Source organism: Variovorax sp. PDC80 (assembly GCF_900115375.1).
Lineage (GTDB): Bacteria > Pseudomonadota > Gammaproteobacteria > Burkholderiales > Burkholderiaceae_C > Variovorax.
In genome coordinates, this window is sequence record NZ_FOWG01000009.1 from 278,784 (window position 1) to 298,866 (window position 20,083).

Annotated in this window: 16 protein-coding genes and 1 tRNA gene; 15 read left to right on the plus strand and 2 right to left on the minus strand. The window is 70.8% G+C overall.

Annotation, left to right across the window (positions count from 1 at the left end; genetic code table 11):
• The first annotated feature begins 3 nt into the window (after positions 1–3).
• The 11 genes from BM109_RS25630 (at position 4) to BM109_RS25680 (ending at position 16,558) form a co-directional block, all read left to right on the plus strand.
• Positions 4–1,059: a branched-chain amino acid ABC transporter permease gene (locus tag BM109_RS25630; protein WP_093348977.1), complete on the plus strand. Its 1,056-nt coding sequence runs from the start codon at positions 4–6 to the stop codon at positions 1,057–1,059.
• Positions 1,056–2,840: a branched-chain amino acid ABC transporter ATP-binding protein/permease gene (locus BM109_RS25635; protein ID WP_093348979.1), complete on the plus strand. Its 1,785-nt coding sequence runs from the start codon at positions 1,056–1,058 to the stop codon at positions 2,838–2,840. Before BM109_RS25630 ends, BM109_RS25635 begins: the two co-directional genes overlap by 4 nt.
• A gap of 62 nt (positions 2,841–2,902) precedes the next feature.
• Positions 2,903–3,637, plus strand: coding sequence for an ABC transporter ATP-binding protein (locus BM109_RS25640; RefSeq protein WP_256222769.1), 735 nt, complete (start codon positions 2,903–2,905; stop codon positions 3,635–3,637).
• On the plus strand, positions 3,627–5,207 hold the full coding sequence (locus BM109_RS25645) for an ATP-dependent acyl-CoA ligase (RefSeq protein WP_093348984.1): 1,581 nt from the start codon (positions 3,627–3,629) through the stop codon (positions 5,205–5,207). The genes BM109_RS25640 and BM109_RS25645 overlap by 11 nt, the downstream gene beginning before the upstream one ends.
• Positions 5,208–5,269: 62 nt before the next feature.
• The gene (locus BM109_RS25650) at positions 5,270–6,049 is read left to right on the plus strand and encodes an SDR family NAD(P)-dependent oxidoreductase (RefSeq protein WP_093348987.1); all 780 of its coding nucleotides are present in this window, start codon (positions 5,270–5,272) and stop codon (positions 6,047–6,049) included.
• On the plus strand, positions 6,046–6,576 hold the full coding sequence (locus tag BM109_RS25655; protein ID WP_093348989.1) for a MarR family winged helix-turn-helix transcriptional regulator: 531 nt from the start codon (positions 6,046–6,048) through the stop codon (positions 6,574–6,576). The genes BM109_RS25650 and BM109_RS25655 overlap by 4 nt, the downstream gene beginning before the upstream one ends.
• Before the next feature lie 3 nt (positions 6,577–6,579).
• The gene (locus BM109_RS25660; RefSeq protein ID WP_093348992.1) at positions 6,580–7,023 is read left to right on the plus strand and encodes an acyl-CoA thioesterase; all 444 of its coding nucleotides are present in this window, start codon (positions 6,580–6,582) and stop codon (positions 7,021–7,023) included.
• 116 nt (positions 7,024–7,139) lie between these two features.
• The gene (locus BM109_RS25665) at positions 7,140–7,784 is read left to right on the plus strand and encodes a response regulator (protein WP_064262281.1); all 645 of its coding nucleotides are present in this window, start codon (positions 7,140–7,142) and stop codon (positions 7,782–7,784) included.
• Entirely contained in the window at positions 7,781–9,538 is a 1,758-nt protein-coding gene (locus BM109_RS25670; protein ID WP_093348994.1) for an ATP-binding response regulator, read from the plus strand. The genes BM109_RS25665 and BM109_RS25670 overlap by 4 nt, the downstream gene beginning before the upstream one ends.
• A 63-nt stretch (positions 9,539–9,601) precedes the next feature.
• A complete protein-coding gene (locus tag BM109_RS25675; protein ID WP_093348997.1) occupies positions 9,602–15,688 on the plus strand; it encodes an FAD-dependent oxidoreductase in 6,087 nt (2,028 codons plus the stop codon).
• A gap of 132 nt (positions 15,689–15,820) precedes the next feature.
• Complete coding sequence (locus BM109_RS25680) at positions 15,821–16,558, plus strand: hypothetical protein (RefSeq protein WP_143129257.1); 738 nt, start codon at positions 15,821–15,823, stop codon at positions 16,556–16,558.
• Positions 16,559–16,568: 10 nt separating this feature from the next.
• Here BM109_RS25680 and BM109_RS25685 read toward each other — a convergent pair whose 3' ends face one another.
• The gene (locus BM109_RS25685; protein WP_093349002.1) at positions 16,569–16,967 is read right to left on the minus strand and encodes a hypothetical protein; all 399 of its coding nucleotides are present in this window, start codon (positions 16,965–16,967) and stop codon (positions 16,569–16,571) included.
• Between the two features lie 1,117 nt (positions 16,968–18,084).
• Here BM109_RS25685 and BM109_RS25690 point away from each other — a divergent pair.
• The 3 genes from BM109_RS25690 to BM109_RS25700 all read left to right on the plus strand — a co-directional run bounded on the left by BM109_RS25690 (position 18,085) and on the right by BM109_RS25700 (position 18,990).
• The gene (locus tag BM109_RS25690; protein ID WP_057590604.1) at positions 18,085–18,282 is read left to right on the plus strand and encodes a hypothetical protein; all 198 of its coding nucleotides are present in this window, start codon (positions 18,085–18,087) and stop codon (positions 18,280–18,282) included.
• Between the two features lie 25 nt (positions 18,283–18,307).
• Positions 18,308–18,381: transfer RNA gene (locus BM109_RS25695), tRNA-His, on the plus strand.
• A 45-nt stretch (positions 18,382–18,426) separates the two neighbouring features.
• A complete protein-coding gene (locus tag BM109_RS25700; protein WP_093349005.1) occupies positions 18,427–18,990 on the plus strand; it encodes an HNH endonuclease in 564 nt (187 codons plus the stop codon).
• 62 nt (positions 18,991–19,052) lie between these two features.
• On the opposite strand, the gene BM109_RS41320 is transcribed toward BM109_RS25700, so the two are convergent.
• Complete coding sequence (locus BM109_RS41320; RefSeq protein WP_177239453.1) at positions 19,053–19,229, minus strand: hypothetical protein; 177 nt, start codon at positions 19,227–19,229, stop codon at positions 19,053–19,055.
• Positions 19,230–19,495: 266 nt separating this feature from the next.
• On the opposite strand from BM109_RS41320, the gene BM109_RS25705 reads away from it, so the two are divergent.
• On the plus strand, positions 19,496–19,909 hold the full coding sequence (locus tag BM109_RS25705; RefSeq protein WP_093349008.1) for a hypothetical protein: 414 nt from the start codon (positions 19,496–19,498) through the stop codon (positions 19,907–19,909).
• Positions 19,910–20,083: the final 174 nt, after the last annotated feature.

Consider the following 20,083-nt stretch of genomic DNA (forward strand, 5'->3'; position numbering starts at 1 on the left):
GCAATGACCTGGGACGTGGCCCTCATCCTGGGCATCGACGGGCTGGCCAACGGGGCCATCTACCTGCTGGCCGGGCTCGGCCTGGTGTTGATCTTCTCGGTGACCCGGGTGGTCTTCGTGCCCTTCGGCGACATCGCGGCCTTCGCCGCGCTGACGCTGGCGGCCTTCGAGACCGGCAAGCTGCCGCCGACCATCGGCCTGGTGGCCGTGCTCGCGGCGCTGGCCGTGCTGACCGAGGTCGGCAGCCTGATCCGGCGCGGCGAGGCGCGGCGCATTCCGAAGGCCGTGCTGGCCTGGGGCGTGCTGCCGCTGGTGCCCTGCGCCATCGCCTGGGCCGCGGCGAGCGCGGGTGTGCCGGCGCCGGTGCAGCTCGCGGTGTCGGTGCTGCTGGTGGTGCCGGTGGCGCCGCTGCTGGCGCGCGTGGTGTTCCAGCCGATCGCCGATGCCTCGGTGCTGGTGCTGCTGATCGTCTCGCTGGCGCTGCACTTCCTGCTGTCGGGCCTGGGGCTGCTGTTCTTCGGGCCGGAAGGCTCGCGCACCAGCCCGCTGGCCTCGGGCACGCTCACGCTGGGCGACGGCTTCACCGTCAGCGGCCAGGTGATCCTGATGGTGAGTTCGGCGATCGTGCTCAGCGGCCTGTTCTTCCTGGTGTTCGAACGCACCGTGATGGGCAAGGCGCTGCGCGCCACGGCCGTCAACCGCGTCGGCGCGCGGCTGGTCGGCATCCGGCCCGCGCGCACCGCGCTCTTGGCCTACGGCTGCGCCTCGCTGCTGGCGGGGCTGATCGGCGTGCTGATCGCGCCGGTGACCACCATGTACTACGACTCGGGCTTCATCATCGGCCTGAAGGCCTTCGTGGCCGCGATCATCGGCGGGCTCGTGAGCTACCCGATGACCGCCATCGGTGCGCTGGCCGTCGGCGTGGTCGAGAGCTTCGCCTCGTTCTGGAGCGGCGCGCTCAAGGACGTGATCGTGTTCAGCCTGCTGATCCCGGTGCTGATGCTGCGCTCGTTCATGGCGCGGCACGTGGAAGAGGAAGAAGAGGAGGTGGACCAATGAGCCGCCGCCCAATGATCCTCTGCGCCGTGGTGATCGCCGCGCTGGCCGTGGTGCCGGCGCTGTTCGGCAGCTTCACCGTCTCGCTGCTCAACGACATCGGCATCGGCGCGCTGGTCGCGCTCGGGCTGGTGCTGCTCACGGGCGTGGGCGGCGCCACCTCCTTCGGGCAGGCGGCCTTCGTCGGCATCGCGGCCTACGCCACGGCCTGGCTCAGCACCACGCAGGGCTACTCGCCCTGGATCGGCCTGCTGTTCGCGCTGCTGCTGACCGGCCTCTCGGCGCTCGCCATCGGGCTGCTCACGTTGCGCCTGGGCGGGCACTTCCTGCCGCTGTCGACCATCGCCTGGGGGCTGTCGATCGCCATGCTGTTCGGCAACGTCGATGCGTTGGGCCGCCACACCGGGCTGTCGAACATCCCGCCGCTGTTCATCGGCGGCTGGTCGCTGGCCGATCCGCGTGCCATGTACTACCTGATCTGGGCGATCGTCGGGCTGGCCTTCCTGTTCAGCCACAACCTGCTGCGCTCGCGCCCGGGCCGCGCGATCCGCAGCCTGCGCGGCGGCGCGACGTTGCTGGCGAGCGTGGGTGCCGATGCCTACCGCGTGCGGCTGTCGCTGTTCGTGACGGCGGCGCTGTTCGCCGGGCTCGCGGGCTGGCTCTATGCGCACATGAACCGCTTCGTGAGTCCTTCGCCCTTCGACGTGCGCGCGAGCATCGAGTACCTGCTGATGGCGGTGGCCGGCGGGCTCGGCAGCCTGGTCGGCGCGCTGGTGGGCGCGGGCCTGGTGCTGGTGCTCAAGAACGGGCTGCAGGACGTGCTGCCGCTGATCACCCAGCGCGCCGGCCAGCTCGAGGCGGTGGCCTTCGCGGTGCTGTTCATCGCATTGCTGCACTTCGCGCGCGGCGGGCTGATGGGCTTCGTGCGGCGGCTGCGCGGGCGCAAGGGCTCGGGCGCGGCGCGCCCACCCGCGGCGCCGCTGGCGGCGGTCGAACCGCTGCCGCATCGCGCGCTGCCGGCACGCGGCACGCCGATCCTCTCGGTGCAGGGCGCGTTCAAGCGCTTCGGCGGGCTGGTGGCGGTCAACGACGTGAGCTTCGACGTGGCGGCCGGCGAGATCGTGGGCCTGATCGGGCCCAATGGCGCGGGCAAGTCGACCATGTTCAACCTGCTGACCTGCACCCTGCCGATGAGCTCGGGCAGCGTGCGCTTCCTGGGCCAGGACATCGCCGGCATGCCGCAGCGCGAGGTGGCGCGGCTCGGGCTGGCGCGCACCTTCCAGCACGTGAAGCTGCGCCCGCAGATGAGCCTGCTCGACAACGTGGCGCTGGGCGCGCATTCGCGCACGCGCTCGGGCGTGCTGCGCGCGGGGCTGCGGCTCGATCGCGCCGAGGAGCGGCAGATCCTGCAGGAGGCGCAGCGCCAGCTCGAGCGCATCGGCCTGGGCGATCGCGCGCACGAGCTCGCGGGCAGCCTGCCGCTGGGCACGCAGCGCATCCTCGAGATCGCGCGCGCGCTCGCGGCCGATCCGGTGCTGCTGGTGCTCGACGAGCCCGCGGCCGGCCTGCGCCGCAAGGAGAAGATGGCCCTGGGCGAGCTGCTGCGCAAGCTGCGCGACGAGGGCGTGACCATTCTGATCGTCGAACACGACATGGACTTCGTGATGAAACTCGTGGACCGCCTGGTGGTGATGAATTTCGGCGCCAAGCTGGTGGAGGGCGCGCCGGCCGCGGTGCGTGCCGACGAGCGGGTGCAGGCGGCGTACCTGGGGAGCGTGGCATGAGCACGAGCGACGCACGGCCGCCCGAAGGCGCCCGAACCGCAGCGCGCAGCGCGGAGGTTTCAATGAATTCCCCGATGCTGGAGATCGGCGACCTGCATGTCTCGTACGGCCAGGTCGACGCGGTGCGCGGCGTGTCGCTCGCGATGCGGCCGGGGCAGATCGTCTCGGTGATCGGCCCCAATGGCGCCGGCAAGACCACGCTGCTCGCGGCCGCGATGGGCCTGCTGCCTTCCAAGGGCGTGCTGCGCTTCGAGGGCGAGGACCTGCACGGCCTCGACGTGGAGGCGCGCGTGGAGCGCGGCCTGTGCCTGGTGCCCGAGAAGCGTGAGCTGTTCGGCGAACTCTCGGTGCTCGACAACCTGCAGCTCGGCGCGTTCTCGCGCCGGCTGCGCGGCAGCGTGCTCAAGAGCCGGCTGCAGGGCGTGTACGACCGCTTCCCGCGGCTGGCCGAGCGCCGCGCGCAGCGCGCCGACACGCTCTCGGGCGGCGAGCGCCAGATGCTGGCCGTGGGGCGCGCGCTGATGTCCTCGCCGCGCCTCTTGATGCTCGACGAGCCCAGCCTCGGGCTGGCGCCGCTGATCGTGCGCGACATCCTCGCGATCGTGCGCAAGCTGCGCGAGGACGGGGTGTCGATCCTGCTGGTGGAGCAGAACGCGCGCGCCGCGCTCGAATCCTCCGACCACGGCTACGTGCTGGAAACGGGCGAGATCGCGCTCGATGGCGCCTCGCAGGACCTGGCCTGCGATCCGCGCGTGCAGGCCACCTACCTCGGCGGGGGCACGCACGATGAAGACTGAGCCGCACGCGCTGCCGCCCGCGCGACGCACGCTGCCGGCGATGCTCGAGCGGCAGGCGGCGCTGTTCGGCGACAAGCCGCTGCTCGCGATCGCGGGACGGCAATGGGTGCATGCCGACGCGCGCGCGGCCGCCGCATCGCGCGCCGGCGCGCTGGCCGCGGCGGGCGTGGAACGTGGCGACCGCGTGGCGCTGATGAGCGGCAACCGGCTCGAGGTGCTCGAGACGCTCGGCGGCTGCGGCTGGCTCGGCGCGGCGATGGTGCCGATCAACACCGCCTCGATGGCGCCGCAGATCGAGTACTTCCTGGCCGACAGCGCGGCGCGGCTGCTGGTGATCGAGAGCGCCTTCCTCGACCGGCTGGCCGGCGTCGACCTCGCGCGCACCGCGCTGCGCACGGTGTGGGTGATCGGCGAGGGCGAGATCGCGCTCGAGGGCGTGCCGGTGAAGGCCTGGCCGGCGGAGGGCGAAGCGATCGCCGCGGCCGAGGTGCAGCCGGGCGACACGCTCGCGATCCTCTACACCTCGGGCACCACCGGCCCGGCCAAGGGCGTGACCTGCCCGCATGCGCAGTACTACTGGTGGGGCGTGAACAGCGCGGCCGTGCTCGGCGTGGGCGCCGACGACGTGCTGTGCACCACCTTGCCGCTGTTCCACATCAATGCGCTCAACACCTTCGCGCAGGCCGCGATCACCGGCTGCCGCGTGGTGTTCGAGGCGCGCTTCTCGGCCTCGGGCTTCTGGGAGGCGATGCGCGCGCACGAGGCCACGGTGGTCTACCTGCTGGGCGCGATGGTGCCGATCTTGCTGGCCCAGCCCGAGGGGCCGGGCGAGCGCGCGCACCGGGTGCGCGTGGGCCTGGGCCCGGGCGTGCCGGCGCATGCGATGCAGAGCTTTCTGGAGCGCACGGGCGTCCGGCTGCTCGAGGGCTACGGCTCGACGGAGACCAACTTCGTCATCAGCACCGCGCCCGATTCGCCGCGCGGCGGCGTGATGGGCTGGGTGCGCCCGGGCTTCGAGGCGCGCGTGGCCGACGCGCACGACGTCGAACTGCCCGACGGCGAGGCCGGCGAACTGCTGCTGCGCGCGAGCGAGCCGCATGCCTTCGCGAGCGGCTACTTCAACATGCCGGCCAAGACCGTCGAGGCCTGGCGCAACCTGTGGTTCCACACCGGCGACCGCGTGGTGCGCGATGCCGACGGCGCCTTCCGTTTCGTCGACCGGCTCAAGGACGCGATCCGCCGGCGCGGCGAGAACATCTCCTCCTTCGAGGTCGAGCAGGTGCTGCTGAGCCATCCGGGCGTGGCGGCGGTGGCGGTCTACCCGGTGCACTCGGAGCTGGCCGAGGACGAGGTGATGGCGGCGCTGATCGCGCGACCCGGCACGGCGGTGGCGCCCGCCGAGCTCGCGGCCTTCTGCGAGGCGCGGCTGCCGTACTTCGCAGTGCCGCGCTACATCGACATCCTCGAGGACCTGCCGCGCACCGAGAACGGCAAGGTCCAGAAGTACAAGCTGCGCGAGCGCGGCGTGGCGCCCGGCACCTGGGATCGGCAGCCGGCGCGGCGTACCTAGGCCTGTGGCCGATGTCCAGGGCGGCAAAACGCTAGAATGGTTTAGGACTAAATATTATTGCCATGCAAGCAAATTCTCTTTCCGGCCGCCATGCCCTGGTCACCGGTGCCGCGCGCGGCATCGGCGCCGAGATCGCGCGCACCCTCGCGGCCGAGGGCGCGGTGCTCACGCTGCTGGGGCGCGACCGCGAGGCGCTGCAGCGCGTGGCCGACACGCTGCCCGCCACCGCCTCGCACCGCGTGGTGGCGGCCGACGTGGCCGACCCGGCGGCCGTGCAGCAGGCCTTCGTGCAGGCGCGCGCCGCGCTCGGGCCGCTCGCGATCCTGGTCAACAACGCGGGCGCCGCCGAGAGCGCGCCCTTCCTCAAGACCTCGGTCGAGCTCTGGCAGCGCATGCTGTCGGTCAACCTCACGGGCAGCTTCCTGTGCACCCAGGCGGCGCTGCCCGACATGCTCGAGGCCGGCTGGGGCCGCATCGTCAACATCGCCAGCACCGCGGGGCAGAAGGGCTATGCCTACGTCACCGCCTACACCGCGGCCAAGCACGGCGTGATCGGGCTGACGCGCTCGCTGGCGCTCGAGGTGGCGCGCAAGGGCGTGACGGTGAACGCGGTCTGCCCGGGCTACACCGACACCGACATCCTGCGCAACAGCGTCGCCAACGTGGTCGGCAAGACCGGCCGCAGCGAGGCCGATGCGCTGGCGGAGTTCTCGAGCGTGAATCCGCAGCGCCGCATCGTGCAGCCCTCGGAGGTGGCCGACGCGGTGCGCTGGCTGTGCGGCGAGGGCGCCGCCTCGGTCAACGGGCAGTCGATCTCGGTCTCGGGCGGGGAGGTCACATGAAGCACAACGATGCCTCGCATGCCGCGCTGAGCGACGCCGAGGAACTGGGCCACGAGGCGCGCGCGCGCACCGAGGACCATGCGGCCCTCAAGCTGTGGCTGCGCATGCTGGCCAGCACCACCCAGATCGAGGCCGAGATCCGGCGCCGGCTGCGCGAGCGCTTCGGCATCTCGCTGGCGCGCTTCGACTACATGGCGCAGCTCTACCGTCACAAGGAAGGGCTGAAGATGCGCGTGCTCTCGCGCTACCTGATGGTGACCGGCGGCAACGTCACCGGCCTCACCGACGAGCTGGAGCGCGAGGGCGTGGTGGCGCGCGCGCCCAGCCCCGAGGACCGCCGGGCCTGGATCGTGAGCCTCACGCCCAAGGGCCGGACCAGCTTCGAGGCGATGGCCAGCGAGCACGAGCAGTGGATCCTCGAGATGTTCTCGGGCCTGGACATGAAGACCATCAAGCAGATGCATGCCCAGCTCGGCGAGCTGCGCGTGCACGTGATGCGCAGCGAACCCGCGGGCGAGGAGGGCTGAGCCATGGCCGAGACGCCCGCGCGCTTCGCCGAATTCAGCCGGCCGCGGCTGATCCGCTTCTCGGACTGCGATCCGGCCGGCATCGTCTTCTACCCGCAGTACTTCGTGATGCTCAACGGGCTGGTCGAGGACTGGGTCAACGAGGAACTGGGCATCGGCTACGACGCGCTGGTCACCGGCCGCCGCGTCGGGCTGCCGACGGTCAAGCTCGAGGCCGATTTCCGCGCCGTGAGCCGCATGGGCGACCGGGTGGCGCTGGGGCTTTCGGTCGAGCGGCTCGGTTCGCGCTCGCTGACGCTGCGGCTGCGCTGCTTCGAGCCGGTGTCGGGCGAAGTGCGCATGCAGGTCAGCCAGGTGCTGGTGACCACTTCGCTGGAAACCCACAGGGCGATCGAGATTCCGCCTGACCTGCGCGCGGCGATCCTGCGGGGAGCGGTGCCTTCTTAAGCCCCGGGGAATGTCGATCCCTCTAAAGGAGGAGTTCCCCCTGCTTGTACTACCAGCGTACTGCTCCCACAATTCCGGGCCTGGGAAAATAAGGCGGAGATGAATGGGAACGGTTGATGAGAATTCTGCTGGTTGACGATCACGGCCTCGTGCGCGAGGGCGTGGCACTTCTTTTGCGCTCGCTCGATCCCAAGATCGGCGTGCACCAGACCGCCGACATCCACGATGCGATTGCGGCCATGCGCACGCACGGCCCGTTCGACATCGTGCTGCTCGACCTCGAGATGCCCGGCATGCGCGAGCTCGACTCGCTGCACCTGTTCCGCGGCCAGTTCCCCGAGCAGGCGGTGGTCGTGCTGTCGGCCAACGAAGACCCCAACACGGTGCGCCGCGCGATCGACGACGGCGCCATGGGCTACGTCAAGAAGTCGCTCGACCCGGCCACCATGATGCAGGCGCTGCGCGTGGTGCTCGACGACGGCATCTACGTGCCGCCGGTCTGCCTCGAGCCGCCGCGCACCGACGAGCCCTCGCCGGCCGACCGGCTCGCGAGCCTGAGGCTGTCGCCGCGCCAGGAGGAAGTGCTGCTGCGCCTGGCGCACGGCAAGTCGAACAAGGCGATCGCGCGCGAGCTCAACATCTCCGACACCACCGTGAAGTCGCACCTGAAGGTGGTGTTCGAGATCCTCGACGTCCACAGCCGCACCCAGGCCATGTACGAGCTCTCCCGCCTCGGCTGGCGCGCGATGGAAGCCGGATGAGGAACCGGGCCGCGGCGCTGGTCGCCGAGCAGGTCGGGTTGCTCGCGACCCAGTCGCGCAACGCCGTCCTCGGGCTGCTGGTCGGCTGCTCCTTCGTTTCCGCGATCCTGGCGCGGCACGTCTCGTGGGTGCTGATCGGCGCCTGGCTGGCGCTGTTCATCGGCGCCAACGCCTACCGCATGCGGCTGGGCGCGCGCCTGCTGAGCGACCGCGAGCCGCGCGATGCCGCGGCGCTGCGCAAATTCTTCTACATCGCGCTGATCAACGGCATCTGGATCGGCCTGCTGCCCGTGATGTTCTTCGGCGTGCTGCCCGACGAGTCGCGGCTCGCGCTGACCGTGATCGTGCTGCTCGCGGCGGCCGGCGGTGCCGCCACCTATGCCTCGTTCGCGCGCGGCTACCTGTGCTTCCTGCTGGTCGGGGTGCCGCTGGTGGCGCTGGGCTGGGGCCTGCACGGCGGCCCGCGCGCCTGGGCGGTGGTGCTGTCGCTGCTGATGTATGCGGTGGTGATGGCGCGCTTCTCGACCTACCTCGCGAGCGTGTTCGAGCGCTCGGTGCTGATCCGCTTCGAGGCCGACGCGCAGCGCGAGCAGGCCGAGCGGATGCGCGTGATCGCCGAGGAGGAGCGCGGCAAGGCGGTGGAGGCGCGCCACGCGGCCGAGGAGGCGAGCCTGTCGAAGTCGCGCTTCCTGGCCAATGCCAGCCACGACCTGCGCCAGCCGGCCCAGGCGCTCGCGCTCTACACGGCAGTGCTCACGCACAACGCCGAGACCGACGAGCAGCGCCAGATCGCGCGCAGCATCGCCGAAGCCAGCCGCGTGCTGGGCGACCTGCTCGACAACCTGCTCGACATGTCGCGCCTCGACGCCGGTGCGGTGCAGCCGCGCGCGCAGGCGGTCGACATCGGCCAGATGCTGGCGCGCCAGGGCACCGAGGCACGCGCCATGCTGGCCGGGCGCAACGTGCGGGTGGAGGTGGAGGGCGGGGCCTTCGTGGCCCAGACCGACCCGGTGCTGCTCGAGCGCGCGCTACGCAACATCGTCGGCAACGCGGTGAAGTTCACCGCCTCGGGACTGATCGCCATCCGCGCCCACATCGTCGGTCCGGTGATCCGCTTCGAGGTCGAGGACACCGGCCAGGGCATCGCGAGCGAGCACCAGACGCTGATCTTCGAGGAGTTCTTCCAGGTCGACAACAAGGAGCGCGACCGGGCCCGCGGCCTCGGGCTCGGGCTGTCGATCGTGCGCCGGCTGATCCACATGCTCGGCGGCGAGGTGAAGGTGGAATCGGCGGCCGGCAAGGGCTCGAAGTTCACGCTGACCATTCCCGCGTTGTTCACGCGCGCGCCCGACGAGTCCGACCTGCGGCCCCGCCCCTCGGTGCCGATGCCCGACCTGCGCGGCCGGCGCGTGCTGGTGATCGACGACGAACAGATGGTGAGCAACAGCCTGAGCGCGCTGCTCCAGACCTGGGGTGCCGACGTCGATACCGCCGACGGCCTGCATGCCGCGCTCGCCCTCGGGCCGCCCGGCAACTGGCAGCTGTGCCTGTGCGACCTGCGCCTGCGCGGCGGCGAGGACGGCATCTCCACGGCGGCGCGGCTCAGCCGCGATGCGCCCGACCTGCCGATCGTCTTCATCACGGGCGACACGGCCCCCGGGCGCATCGAGCAGGCGACCCGCACCGGCCGGCCGCTGATGCACAAACCGGTGGACGAACTCCAGCTGGCCAGACAGGTGCGCGCCTTGCTCTGAGCCCGACCGCCCAGGCTCACCGTCGGCGGGCCACGATTTCCTTTCTCTCGCTCCCGCCGTCCCATGTTCTCGCCCACCGCGCAGCCGCTGTCCATTCCCTTCGACGAATGGAAACCTCCCGAGCCGCTGCAGCTCGATGCCGTCGTGATCGGCTCGGGCTATGGCGGCAGCGTGGCCGCGCTGCGGCTCGCGCAGGCCGGGCGGCGCGTGGTGCTGCTCGAGCGCGGCTCGGAGTTCCTGCCGGGCGAATTCGCCAACGACGTGGGCCAGCTGCCCAAGTACCTGCGCTTCCAGGGCCCGCAAGGGCCGATGGGCAGCCCCTGCGGCCTGTTCGAGTGGCGCGCCGGACCGGGCATGGTCTCGCTGGTGGCCAACGGCTTTGGCGGCGGCAGCCTGATCAATGCCGGCGTGCTGGTGCAGCCCGACGACGACGTCTTCGCCCAGCCCGCGTGGCCGGCCCAGATCCGCCATGCGCTCGACGATGACAAGCCCGGCCTGCGCCTGCCGTCGGCCTTCGCGCGCGCCAAGGAACAGCTGCAAGGCACGCGCTTCTCGATCCGCAGCGCGAACGGCGCCGAGGCCGAGCCGCTGCCCAAGTCGCAGGCCCTGGTGAAGCTCTGTGAGACGCTGCAGCGCGACAAGACGCTGCGCAAGCACGCGCCGCGGGTGCACACGGCGGAGCTGACCATCGATCCGGCACGCTGCAGCCACTGCGGCGACTGCTTCACCGGCTGCAACACGCCCGGCGCCAAGCACACCCTGCCCACCACCTACCTGAAGCAGGCGGGCAACCTGGGCGTGCAGTTCGTCAGCCGCTGCACGGTCTACGCGCTCGAGCCGCAGCGCAACACCGGCCGCTGGCGCTTCACCGCGGTGGAGACGGAGCGCAGCCGCGACCTGCGCAACATGGCCGACCTGGTGGAGCAGCACGGCCGTACCTTCGAGGCCGCGCTGGTGGTGGTCGCGGCCGGCACCTTCGGCAGTACCGAGCTGCTGATGCGTTCGCAGAAGGTGCACGAGCACTTCACGCTGTCGCCCACGCTGGGCACGCGCGTGAGCGCGAACGGCGACAGCGTGAGCGTGATCGCCGACCTCGAGACGCCGGTGAACAACGTGGGCCGCGGCGCGATCCCCGAGGCCAAGGCCGGCCCGCCCGTGGGGCCGACGATCACCACGTTGCTCGACCTGCGCGGCAGCGGCGACGACCGGCCGCCGCTGCAGGACCGCGTGATGCTGCAGGACGGCGCGGTGCCCGGCCCGCTGTCGCGCCTGTACGAGGAGATGCTGGCCATCGCCTGGACCCTGCGCCACATCGGCGCGCGGGCACCGGCGCCGCGCGCGCATGGCAACGGCATCGATCCGCTGGCCGCCTCGCCCGAGCTCGCCGCCCACAGCCAGCTGCTGCTGGCGATGGGCCACGACAGCTCACAGGGGCGGGCGGTCTGGGTGCCCGAGATGGACGGCATCGCGCCCTACTGGCCGCGGCCGCAGGAGGCGCGCACCTACGCCGCGCAACAGCGCTTCTTCGACGCGGGCACGAAGCGCGATGGCGTGCACATGCACCTGCCGACCTGGCAGGCGCTGCCGCCGGGCGCCGCCACCTTGCTCTCGGGGCCGAAGCCCGACCCGTTCGCGATGACGGTGCACCCGCTGGGCGGCTGCCCGATGGGCGACAACCACGACTCGGGCGTGGTCGACCACCTGGGGCGGGTCTGGCGCGGCGACAACGAGCTCTGGCACGGCCTCCACGTGCTCGACGGCTCGATCGTTCCGACCTCGCTGGGCTGCAATCCGCTGTGGACCATCACCGCGCTGGCGGAACGCGCGATGGCGCACCTGGCCCCCGGACTGCGCGTGGCCGGCCCGACCGCCACGCCGACGCCCGTGCCGCAGCGCGGCCTGCCGCGCTCCACCGCGGGCTGGTCGCGGCCCGGACCGATGCGGGTCGAGGCCCGTGCGCGCGAGCGGCTGGAGTGCCGCGCGCTGCCGCTGCAGGGGCCGCTGCGTCGCATGCTGGGCACGCCGACGGCCGACTGCGACATGGTGGTCAGCATGCACACCTTCGACTGGCAGCAGCTGTGGAACGATGCGCGGCACCGCTTCACGGGCGTGCGCGGGCTGCTGCGCTTCGAACCCCTGGTCGAGGGCGCGGGGCCCGATGCCAGGCCGGCCAGCGAGCGCTTCGTCAACTACAAGATCCGCGGCGGCGCGGTCTCCATCCTCGCGGTGGAGCCTGGCGGTCCGCTCGCGACCCTGCAGCGTATCGTCAGCCTGCCGCGCACGGTGCTGACCTGGTTCACCTTGCGCGGCTACCTCGACTGGCGGCGCGGCGACACCGAGATCACGCTCGAGCGCAGCCGCAACATGTTCTGGGCCTGGTGGGCCGCCACCGAGATCCGGCACGTGGAATACGACCTCAGGCTGACGCTGCGCCCGGGCGGCATGCCCCGGCCCGATCCGGTCCGGCGCCTGCGGCTGCGCGGCACCAAGGAGGTCGTCTATGCCGCGAGCTGGCCGCAACTCGTGGTGCATGGCGCGCAGCGGCTCTGGCAGTGGGGGTGGGCGGCCGACCGGCCGGGCAAGGTCACGCCGGCCGACCTGCGGCCCGACCTGTTCACCCAGCTCACCTGCCCGGTCATCACGCTCGATGCCGACGACCGGCCCGCGCCGTGGTGGTCGCCGTGGCGCAACCGCGCTGCGAAAGCGCACTTCGCCTTCGACGTGGCGCGCGCGGTGCGCGACACGCCGATCGAGCTGCTCGGCGGCGCCGACGCCAGCTCGGCGATGGGCACGCTGGTGGCCTATCCGGCGCTGCTCGCGCGCTTCGCGCTGCAGACGCGCATGCTCGACTTCCGGCTGCCCGACTACAGCGACAGCCCGCTGGTCGACATCGCCAGTCCCGAGGACCTGAAGCTGCGCGGCGAGGCCTGCGGCAGCACGCAGGGCGACATCCATCCGCAGGCGCATTCGCTGTGGGTGCGGCGCGGCCGCTCGTCGAGCGACGACGGCACCGAGGCGGTGGAGAACGTGCAGCTCCGGCTGTGGCGCTACCGGCGGCCGACCGCCGACGGGCTGCCGGAATTCGTGGGCGGAACGTGGTGCGGCGTGCCCGTGCGGCGCGCGCGCTCGGTGCTGCTGACCCATGCCTTCGGCATGTCGGGCCACACCTTCACCTTCAAGGGCACCAAGAAGAATTTCGCCGAGTATCTATACGGCCTGGGCTGGGAGGTCTGGGTGCTCGACACCCGGCTGAGCCCGCGCTCGCGGGCCTCGCAGGAGCCGGGCACCGCGGACCAGGTCGCGATGATCGACATTCCGCAGGCGGTCGATTTCGTGCTCGACCTGCTGCGCAGCGAGCGCGACCGGGTCGTCGGTCCCGAGGCCGGGCTGCCGCTGCAGATCCATGCCTTCGGCCAGTGCCTCGGCGCGGCGGCCTTCCAGATGGCGCTGCTGGCGGGGCGGCTGTCGTATCCGATCGAGAGCGCCGGCTACGTGTCGGCCACGGGCGTGCGCCCGCTGCTGCCGAAGCTCGCGGGCCTGGTGAGCGCGCAGACGCACCTGTTCACGGTGGGCTCGCGCTCCTCGCAGGGCAAGACCTGGCTGCCGGCCTTCATCCGCAACCTGGCGGGCCGCACCACGGTGCCGCTGGCGGTGCGCGGGCCGGTGGAGTCGCTGGTCGAATCGCTGGTCGATCGCCTGTTCGCGGCGCTGCCGGTGCCGCCCGGCGAACACTGCCCGGGCGAGGGCACGCTGGGCCGGCCGCACGACGACGATTGCGCGACCTGCAGGCGCGTGCGCTTCCTCGACGCCGAGCTGTTCAAGCACCGCAACCTCAACGCCCGAACCCACCGTGAACTGCCCAAGCTGTTCGGCAACGCCTCGGTGCGCGTGTTCGCGCATGCGGCGCGCTTCGTGGAGTACGAGCGGCTGGTCAGCGAGGACGGCTTCAACGTCTACGCCAACGACAGCGCGATCGCGCGCCACATGGCGCTGCCGGTGCGCTTCGTGCACGGCGGCGAGAACGAGCTGTTCGACAAGGAAGGGGCGCTGCGTTCGTCGCTGCAGTTCGCGCAGATCCATCCCGAGTGGGTGCCGCTGTTCGGCAAGGCGGCCGACGGGCAGCCGCCGCACATGTGCGACCTGCTCGTGGACTATGGCCACCTCGATCCGCTGATCGGCCAGGCGGCGATGGATCGCGTCGGCGGCGAAGCCAGTCCCTACGAGCGGCTGGCCGCCTTGCTGAACCAGGCCTGGGAGGCGCAGGCGCACGGCCCGGCCCTCTCTCCGTCGGAGAGGGATGAGGCGCTTCCGCCGGCGAGCCCGCATCCGAACCACGAGGTGCGCTTTCCGCGCGCCGGCCCCTGGGTCGGGCCGATCGAGCCGATGGAGGTCGACCCGCAGCTCGCCCTGTACTGCGCCATGCCGCCGGGCCCGGCGCGCAGCGTGCGCGTGGCCTTCGTGGTCGACGACACCGCCGCCGATGCGCTGCTGAGCCGCGGGCTGGCGGCCAGCGCCATCGTGCATCTGGCGCAGCGCGTCTACCGGGTGCCGCTGGAGATCGTCGACTTTCCCGCGCCGATGGTGGCGCGCGACGGCTTCCTGCTGCCGCCGTCGCGGCGCCCCTGGGTGCTCGGCAGCGCGCAGGGCCGCACCGACGGCAGCAGCGCGATCCGCGTGGCCTGCGGCAGCATTCCGCTGCCCGAGGGCGGGGCGTGGGAGCGGGCGCGCATCGAGTGCGTCTCGCACGCACCCGCGCTCGATGCACGGACCGCGAGCCGGCCGCTGCAGCGATTGCCCGACGAGGTCGCGGAGGGGCCGCCGGTGGCGTTCTCGGCCGCCGCGGAGGCGGCCGAGCTGATGGCGCTGCAGGGCTCGATCCGCTTCGCGGCCGAAGCGGCCCTGCGCGAGCGCGAGGTGGGGCGTGGGCCCTTTCCCGCCTCGCTGTCGCACCAGCGCCGCAATGCGCCGCTGGCGGAGCATCGCTGGATCCGCCTCAGGCAACGCATGCTGGCCGAGCGCGACGGCGCGCTCTGCATCGCCATCGGGAGCTGCAGCTACCCGGGCTTCTCCTTCGACAGCGAACCGGCCTCGGCCTCGTTCGAGCGGCTGTTGAAGACGGTGCGCAGGCTGGGGCCGGGCGGCCCCGAGATGCTGTTCATGCTGGGCGACCAGATCTATGCCGATGCGACCGGCGGCATCATCGATTCGACCAACCCGGTCGAGCGCTACACCGACCGGCACCAGCGGGCCTTCGCGCGGCCCGCGCTGCAGAAGCTGCTGGCGCGGGTGCCGTCGGTGTGCACGGTGGACGACCACGAGTTCACCGACAACTACCCGCTGGCCCGCTCGCTGTTCAAGCCGCATCTCTCGCGTTGCGGCTACAGCCAGTTGCGCGAGGAACATGCACTGCGGGCCGCGAAGAGCGCGCTGACCGCCTACCAGCTGATGCACGGCACCGAGAGCATGCGTCGCTTCGGTTTCGCGCGCTACGAGCGCGGCGGCGTGCGCTTCTTCGTGGCCGACACGCGGCGCTGGCGCAAGGCGGCGGAGCACAGCGAGCCGGGCAAGCCGGTCGCGGCGCGCACGCTGTCGGACGAAGCGCGCGCCGCCTTCCACGCCTGGGTGGAGGAGGGCCGTCACAGCGACGCCTTCCATTGCCTGCTCACGGGCAGCGTGCTGCTGCCCGGGCTGGTGCCGGGCTGCGATCCCGCGAACCCCGGCCCGCCCGACTCGATGCAGGCCGCGCCGGCCGAACGCGCCGACCTGCTGGGCCAACTGGCCGATGCGGTGCCGGGGCGCTTCGCCTGCATCTCGGGCGACTACCACCTGAGCTTCTCGGGCGCGGTCACGGTGGATGGCAAGCGCGTCGGCGCGGTGATGCTCGCGCCGGCCTTCTACGCGCCCTTGCCCTATGCCAACTGCTCGCCCGGCGATCTCTGGCTCGACGAGGCCCTGGCATTGCGGGGCGGCCGCACGCTGCGCCTCGAGGCGATCGATGGCGAGCTGCCGCGGCGCGGATCGGGCTACGGCCTGCTGCGCTTCGAGCGGCGCGCCGGGGGATGGACGGCCGCGCTGTCGACCGACCTGCTGGTGCTCGAGGAGGGAACGACCCGGCAGCGCTTCGACTGGCCGAGCGTCGACCTCCGGTAGCGCCGCGCGGCGTTCTCCCCCAATTGGGGCATGCGCGCGGCACGGCGATGAACTCCAATCCCCGCATGCCGTTCAGAGGGACCCGTGGGCCTCGCGTACGGCACGTTGCAGTCTTCCAAAAAGAAAGCGCTCATGCCGGGACGGTTGGTTTCGATCGATGTGCCCTCGATCTACAAGGTGGCAGGCCAGTGGCTCGCGCTGCCGCGGCCGATGGCCTGGTGCACGCCCGACACGCGGCGCGCGCTCGCCGGCATCCGCAAGGAGGTCGAGCGCCGTGGCGGCCGCCTGCTGCTGTCCGACCTGTTCCATGACCGGACCGCCGAGTCCGGCCGGCCATCGTCCTTCGGTGCCTGCTCGGGCGACGGCATGCACGAGGCCGGCCGCGCGTTCGACGTCGACCTCGGCGCGCTGCGCCTGCCGCTGGCCGAGTTCTGGGCGCTGGCGCGCGGCTTCGGCGTGGTGCCGATCCACCGCACGCCCGATCCGGCGCTCAGCGAGGCCTGGCATTTCGAATGCCGCGGCAGCCATCAGCGCGTGTACGACCAGCATGCGTCGAAGCCCGCGGGCCTGTTCAGGACGCCGTACCTCGCGATGGTGGCCAGCGCGACCCTCGCGGCCGGCCTGCCGCACGACCTGTTCATCCACAACGCCGACGAGGCGCGCCTGCAGAGCGGCCTGATCCGCCTGGGGCACGACATCGGCGGCATCGATGGCCTGATCGGCTTCCGCTCGATGCGGGCGCTGCGGGCCCTGGCCCTCGATGGCCTGTCGCTCGAGGCGCAGCTGAGCGGGGTCGAGTGGTGGTTGCGGGGGATGTACCCCGCGGAATACGGCGACGCGGAGTCGATGGAGACGGCGCTTGCGGCCTGAGCTTCCGGGGCTATTTCTTATCCGCGGCGACGGGTGCAGCAGCTTCGGCGATCTTTTTCTTGAGCCAGCCCGCGAGTTCGCGCTTGCCCTTGGCATTGGCGGCGCGCCAGGCCTCGCGCGCCAGCGCGACGAAGCGCTCCTCGGCCTCGTCGGGCACTTCCGAAGGGCGGTCTTCCCGGTCCAGCCAGCCGGCTTCGACCTCGCAGTGCCGCTCGATCTGCCGCGCGAGGTTGTCGCCGATCGGCCGCGCGCTCTTGATCTGGCTCCACATGCTCGGCGACACCTCGATCTTCCGGGCGAAGGCCTGGTCGAGCCCCTTGGCGGGCAGGCCGGCGGCCACGGACGCTTCGAGAAAGCGGCGATGCAGCGCGAGCACATTGCGGCGGCGTGCGACGGTGAGATTGGGCACTGTTCAAAAACAACAACAAGACAAAAAAAGATTGTCCCGGTTGTTGACGCCCTCGTAAAGACTATTTACAGTGCAAGGCAATCGCAGGCCCAGGCCGCGAGAGGCCCGATCCCTCCACCCTTTTTCAAAGCGCGACAGCTTCAACCAAGGTCCCATCGTGAACACCGCACGCCAACTCTCCAGCATTCGACCCGTCTCGGGCCGGGCGCTCGTGCGCGCGGGTTTCAGCAAAGGATTCGACCTGCCGTCGCCCGCCACGAACCTGGGTCGCTCGTACGCCATGCATTCGCCGAACCACGCGAAAGCGCGCGTTGATGCATTCGAGGATCGACTGCCACCGGGTGGAGGTTGCGCTTAGGCGCTTGCCCTCCCCAGCTCTCTCACCAGAGGCCCGGACACCGAAAGGTTCCGGGCCTTTTTGTTTTTCGTCGCCGCATCCCGATGCGGTTTGCGTTCGCGGCGATCGTGCCGTGGCGGCGGTGTCTCCGGATGCTGTCGGTGTTCTTCCACAACTTGCCGCGAGGCGCAGCCGTCACTGGATCGGCGCGCAGCTTCGCCATTTCGGGTGTGCCTTCACCACACCGCCAGGATCAGCCGCGTGGACGGTCTGGCGGGATGTGCAGGAGCGTGGACCACTCCTGTGCAGCGATGTCGCACGGGGCCTCGAGCGAGAGCGCGGGGCCTGTCGCGTGAGGACACAACCGAAATGGAAAGCGCCTTTTCCTCGATCACGTTCCGCTAACTCAGCGGCCAGAGTGCCTCCCTGTCTGGGGCCTGTTGACACTATGCAAGGGGTCGCGTTGCCCCGCAAAGGGGCTGGATGCAAGGCGCCCGCGCGCAGCAAGGCTGATGCCTTGCAAGCGCGGGCAACGCCGCAGACGGCCCCTTTGCGGGGCAACCCGAAGGGAAGCTCGCCAGAGCCCGCCCCTCGGCGTTGCGCTCCTAGCGTGTGCGGACGCACACGCTAGGAGCGCGCCTTGATGGGCGGGCTCTGGCGAGCTTCGCGACCCCTTGCATAGTGTTAACAGGCCCCAAGAGGAAGCCAGGGGTTCGACTCCCCTGCGGAACGCCAATGCTGTCACCACATCGCTCAACCCATACAACAAGGAGTCATCGCATGCGCAAGCGCAACAGCCCCATCCGCATGATCGCCGTGCATCCCGCGCCGGCGCGCAAGCCCTTCGTGTCCGCGCTGGCGCGGCGCCTGGGCTTCGGTCGCAAGACCGATGTCCTGCGCGAGTCGGGTTCGCTGCGCGAGCTCCGGCTCGATCAGCTCGACCTCGACCAGCGCGTGCGCGAAGTCGGTGAGTGGTAGCGGATCTTTCTTTCGTTTTTCCATGGTGCGCGTAGCTCAATGGCAGAGCCGCGGGTTGTGATCCCGCTGACGACGGTTCGATTCCGTTCGTGTACCCCAGACTTTTCGACCATCGTTCGACATCGCCGCGAAAGGAGGCGAGCCATGCATTCACACGTCCTGCAACTCGACATCCAGGGCACGCCGCAAGCCTGGGTCTCGCTGGAGCAGGCGGTGCTGCACTACGCCTGCGACGACGTGGCCTGGGAAGACGGCGACGCGCCGCTGGCCACCATGCGCGGCGGCTTCAACGTGGCGCGTGGCGTGCAGTCGCGCATCGAGGTGGCGCCGATCATCGCGCTGCGCGGTGCCTCGAAGATCAACCTCTTCGACGTCGTGCCCGGCCTCACCAAGCGCAAGCTGCTGCGCCGCGACCGCCACACCTGTGCCTACTGCGCGGGCGTGTTCCCGGAGCAGGTGCTGCAGTGCGAGCACGTGCTGCCGGCGTCGCGCGGCGGTGCCTGGAGCTGGACCAATCTCGTGACAGCCTGTGCCGCGTGCAACGGCCGCAAGGCCGCGCGCACGCCCGAGGAAGCCGGCATGCCGCTCGTGTACCTGCCGTACGTGCCGAGCCGCTTCGAGAACTTCCTGCTCGAGGGCCGCCACATCCGTGCCGACGTGCACGAATGGCTGGCCCGGCGGCTGCCGAAGGGGTCGCGGCTGCAATGAGCCGGCGCCAACGCAAAGGCCCGCTGTCCTCGCGGACAGCGGGCCTTTTTCATGCGCGCCGTTCAGCGGCCGAGTCCGAAGTAGCGGTAGGCGATCGCACCGGCCGCCGCGAGGCCGCCGACGATCGCGAAGAGGACCCTGGCGGTGCGCCCGTTGCGGCGCCTGGAGCGCTGCCAGTGCTCCGGCCCGATCAGGTCGATGGGCACGGTGGGTTTGCCGATGTCGGGAGCCTTTTCCATGGGGCGGAAATATAGCGTAGGCCCGAAAAGCCACCCGGGTGGCGGCTCATCGGACAGGGTTCCGCCGGCTCGCGCGCGGACAAAAAAAAAACCCGCCGAGGCGGGTGTGGCAACGAGCTTTCTGGCTTCGGTTTCTGGTCCCTGTGGTCATTGTTGTAGGGCGCTGTGTGACAGCAACAGCAAGATGCCATGCGGCACGGGAGCCGCCACTGCAGGGGCAGGATCGGCGATGCAGCTGTCATCCAAAAATGTGAAATAGTGCGGAAATGAACAAGGAAATCATCCTCAAGGCGCTGAAGGCCGCGCTGCAGAACTGGATCCGCAGTGCCTCGCCGGGGCAGCTGTGGCGGGTGCATCAGGTGGGTGGACTCGGTGCGGTCATCGAGGTCGATGGCGACGACCTGCGGGTGCGCATCGAGCTCGATGGCCCGCGCAGCATGTTGTCGGAGATCGGCATGACGGGCGGCCGGCTGCCCATCACCGAAGCCTTCCGCGGCGAGGACAGTGCCACGTGGGGCACGCCGCCGCCGCTGGGCAGCGGCGAGCGCGAGCGCTGGTTCCTCGCGAGCGAGGTCGCGCAGGCGCATGCGCGTCAGTACCTCGAGGCGGAGGTGGTCGACAGGCAGGCGTTGCTGGCGGCCTATGCCTCCGACTGGCTGGCGCGGCGGTCTGCGGGTTGAGGCCTTCGCGCGAATGCGCGTGCTGTGTGATGACGCCGAATCGCTGCGACGTGGTTCACGATCGTTCAGCACCTTGATTCGGGCCACGTGGCTTATTCCTCCGTAAGGAGGTGTGCGCCCGCGAGGGTCAAACGTATTCTTCCGTGACAACTGCAAGTTTTTTTGTCGGTTGTT

Excerpts from the sequence above, each read along its gene's own strand:
- BM109_RS25640 (WP_256222769.1), top strand. The coding sequence starts at position 2,903 with ATGAATTCCCCGATGCTGGAGATCGGCGACCTGCATGTCTCGTACGGC.
- BM109_RS25680 (WP_143129257.1), top strand. The coding sequence starts at position 15,821 with ATGCCGGGACGGTTGGTTTCGATCGATGTGCCCTCGATCTACAAGGTG.
- BM109_RS25665 (WP_064262281.1), top strand. The coding sequence starts at position 7,140 with ATGAGAATTCTGCTGGTTGACGATCACGGCCTCGTGCGCGAGGGCGTG.
- BM109_RS25630 (WP_093348977.1), top strand. The coding sequence starts at position 4 with ATGACCTGGGACGTGGCCCTCATCCTGGGCATCGACGGGCTGGCCAAC.
- BM109_RS25705 (WP_093349008.1), top strand. The coding sequence starts at position 19,496 with ATGAACAAGGAAATCATCCTCAAGGCGCTGAAGGCCGCGCTGCAGAAC.
- BM109_RS25645 (WP_093348984.1), top strand. The coding sequence starts at position 3,627 with ATGAAGACTGAGCCGCACGCGCTGCCGCCCGCGCGACGCACGCTGCCG.
- BM109_RS25700 (WP_093349005.1), top strand. The coding sequence starts at position 18,427 with ATGCATTCACACGTCCTGCAACTCGACATCCAGGGCACGCCGCAAGCC.
- BM109_RS25675 (WP_093348997.1), top strand. The coding sequence starts at position 9,602 with ATGTTCTCGCCCACCGCGCAGCCGCTGTCCATTCCCTTCGACGAATGG.
- BM109_RS25635 (WP_093348979.1), top strand. The coding sequence starts at position 1,056 with ATGAGCCGCCGCCCAATGATCCTCTGCGCCGTGGTGATCGCCGCGCTG.
- BM109_RS41320 (WP_177239453.1), bottom strand. The coding sequence starts at position 19,229 with ATGGAAAAGGCTCCCGACATCGGCAAACCCACCGTGCCCATCGACCTG.
- BM109_RS25690 (WP_057590604.1), top strand. The coding sequence starts at position 18,085 with ATGCGCAAGCGCAACAGCCCCATCCGCATGATCGCCGTGCATCCCGCG.
- BM109_RS25670 (WP_093348994.1), top strand. The coding sequence starts at position 7,781 with ATGAGGAACCGGGCCGCGGCGCTGGTCGCCGAGCAGGTCGGGTTGCTC.
- BM109_RS25650 (WP_093348987.1), top strand. The coding sequence starts at position 5,270 with ATGCAAGCAAATTCTCTTTCCGGCCGCCATGCCCTGGTCACCGGTGCC.
- BM109_RS25655 (WP_093348989.1), top strand. The coding sequence starts at position 6,046 with ATGAAGCACAACGATGCCTCGCATGCCGCGCTGAGCGACGCCGAGGAA.
- BM109_RS25660 (WP_093348992.1), top strand. The coding sequence starts at position 6,580 with ATGGCCGAGACGCCCGCGCGCTTCGCCGAATTCAGCCGGCCGCGGCTG.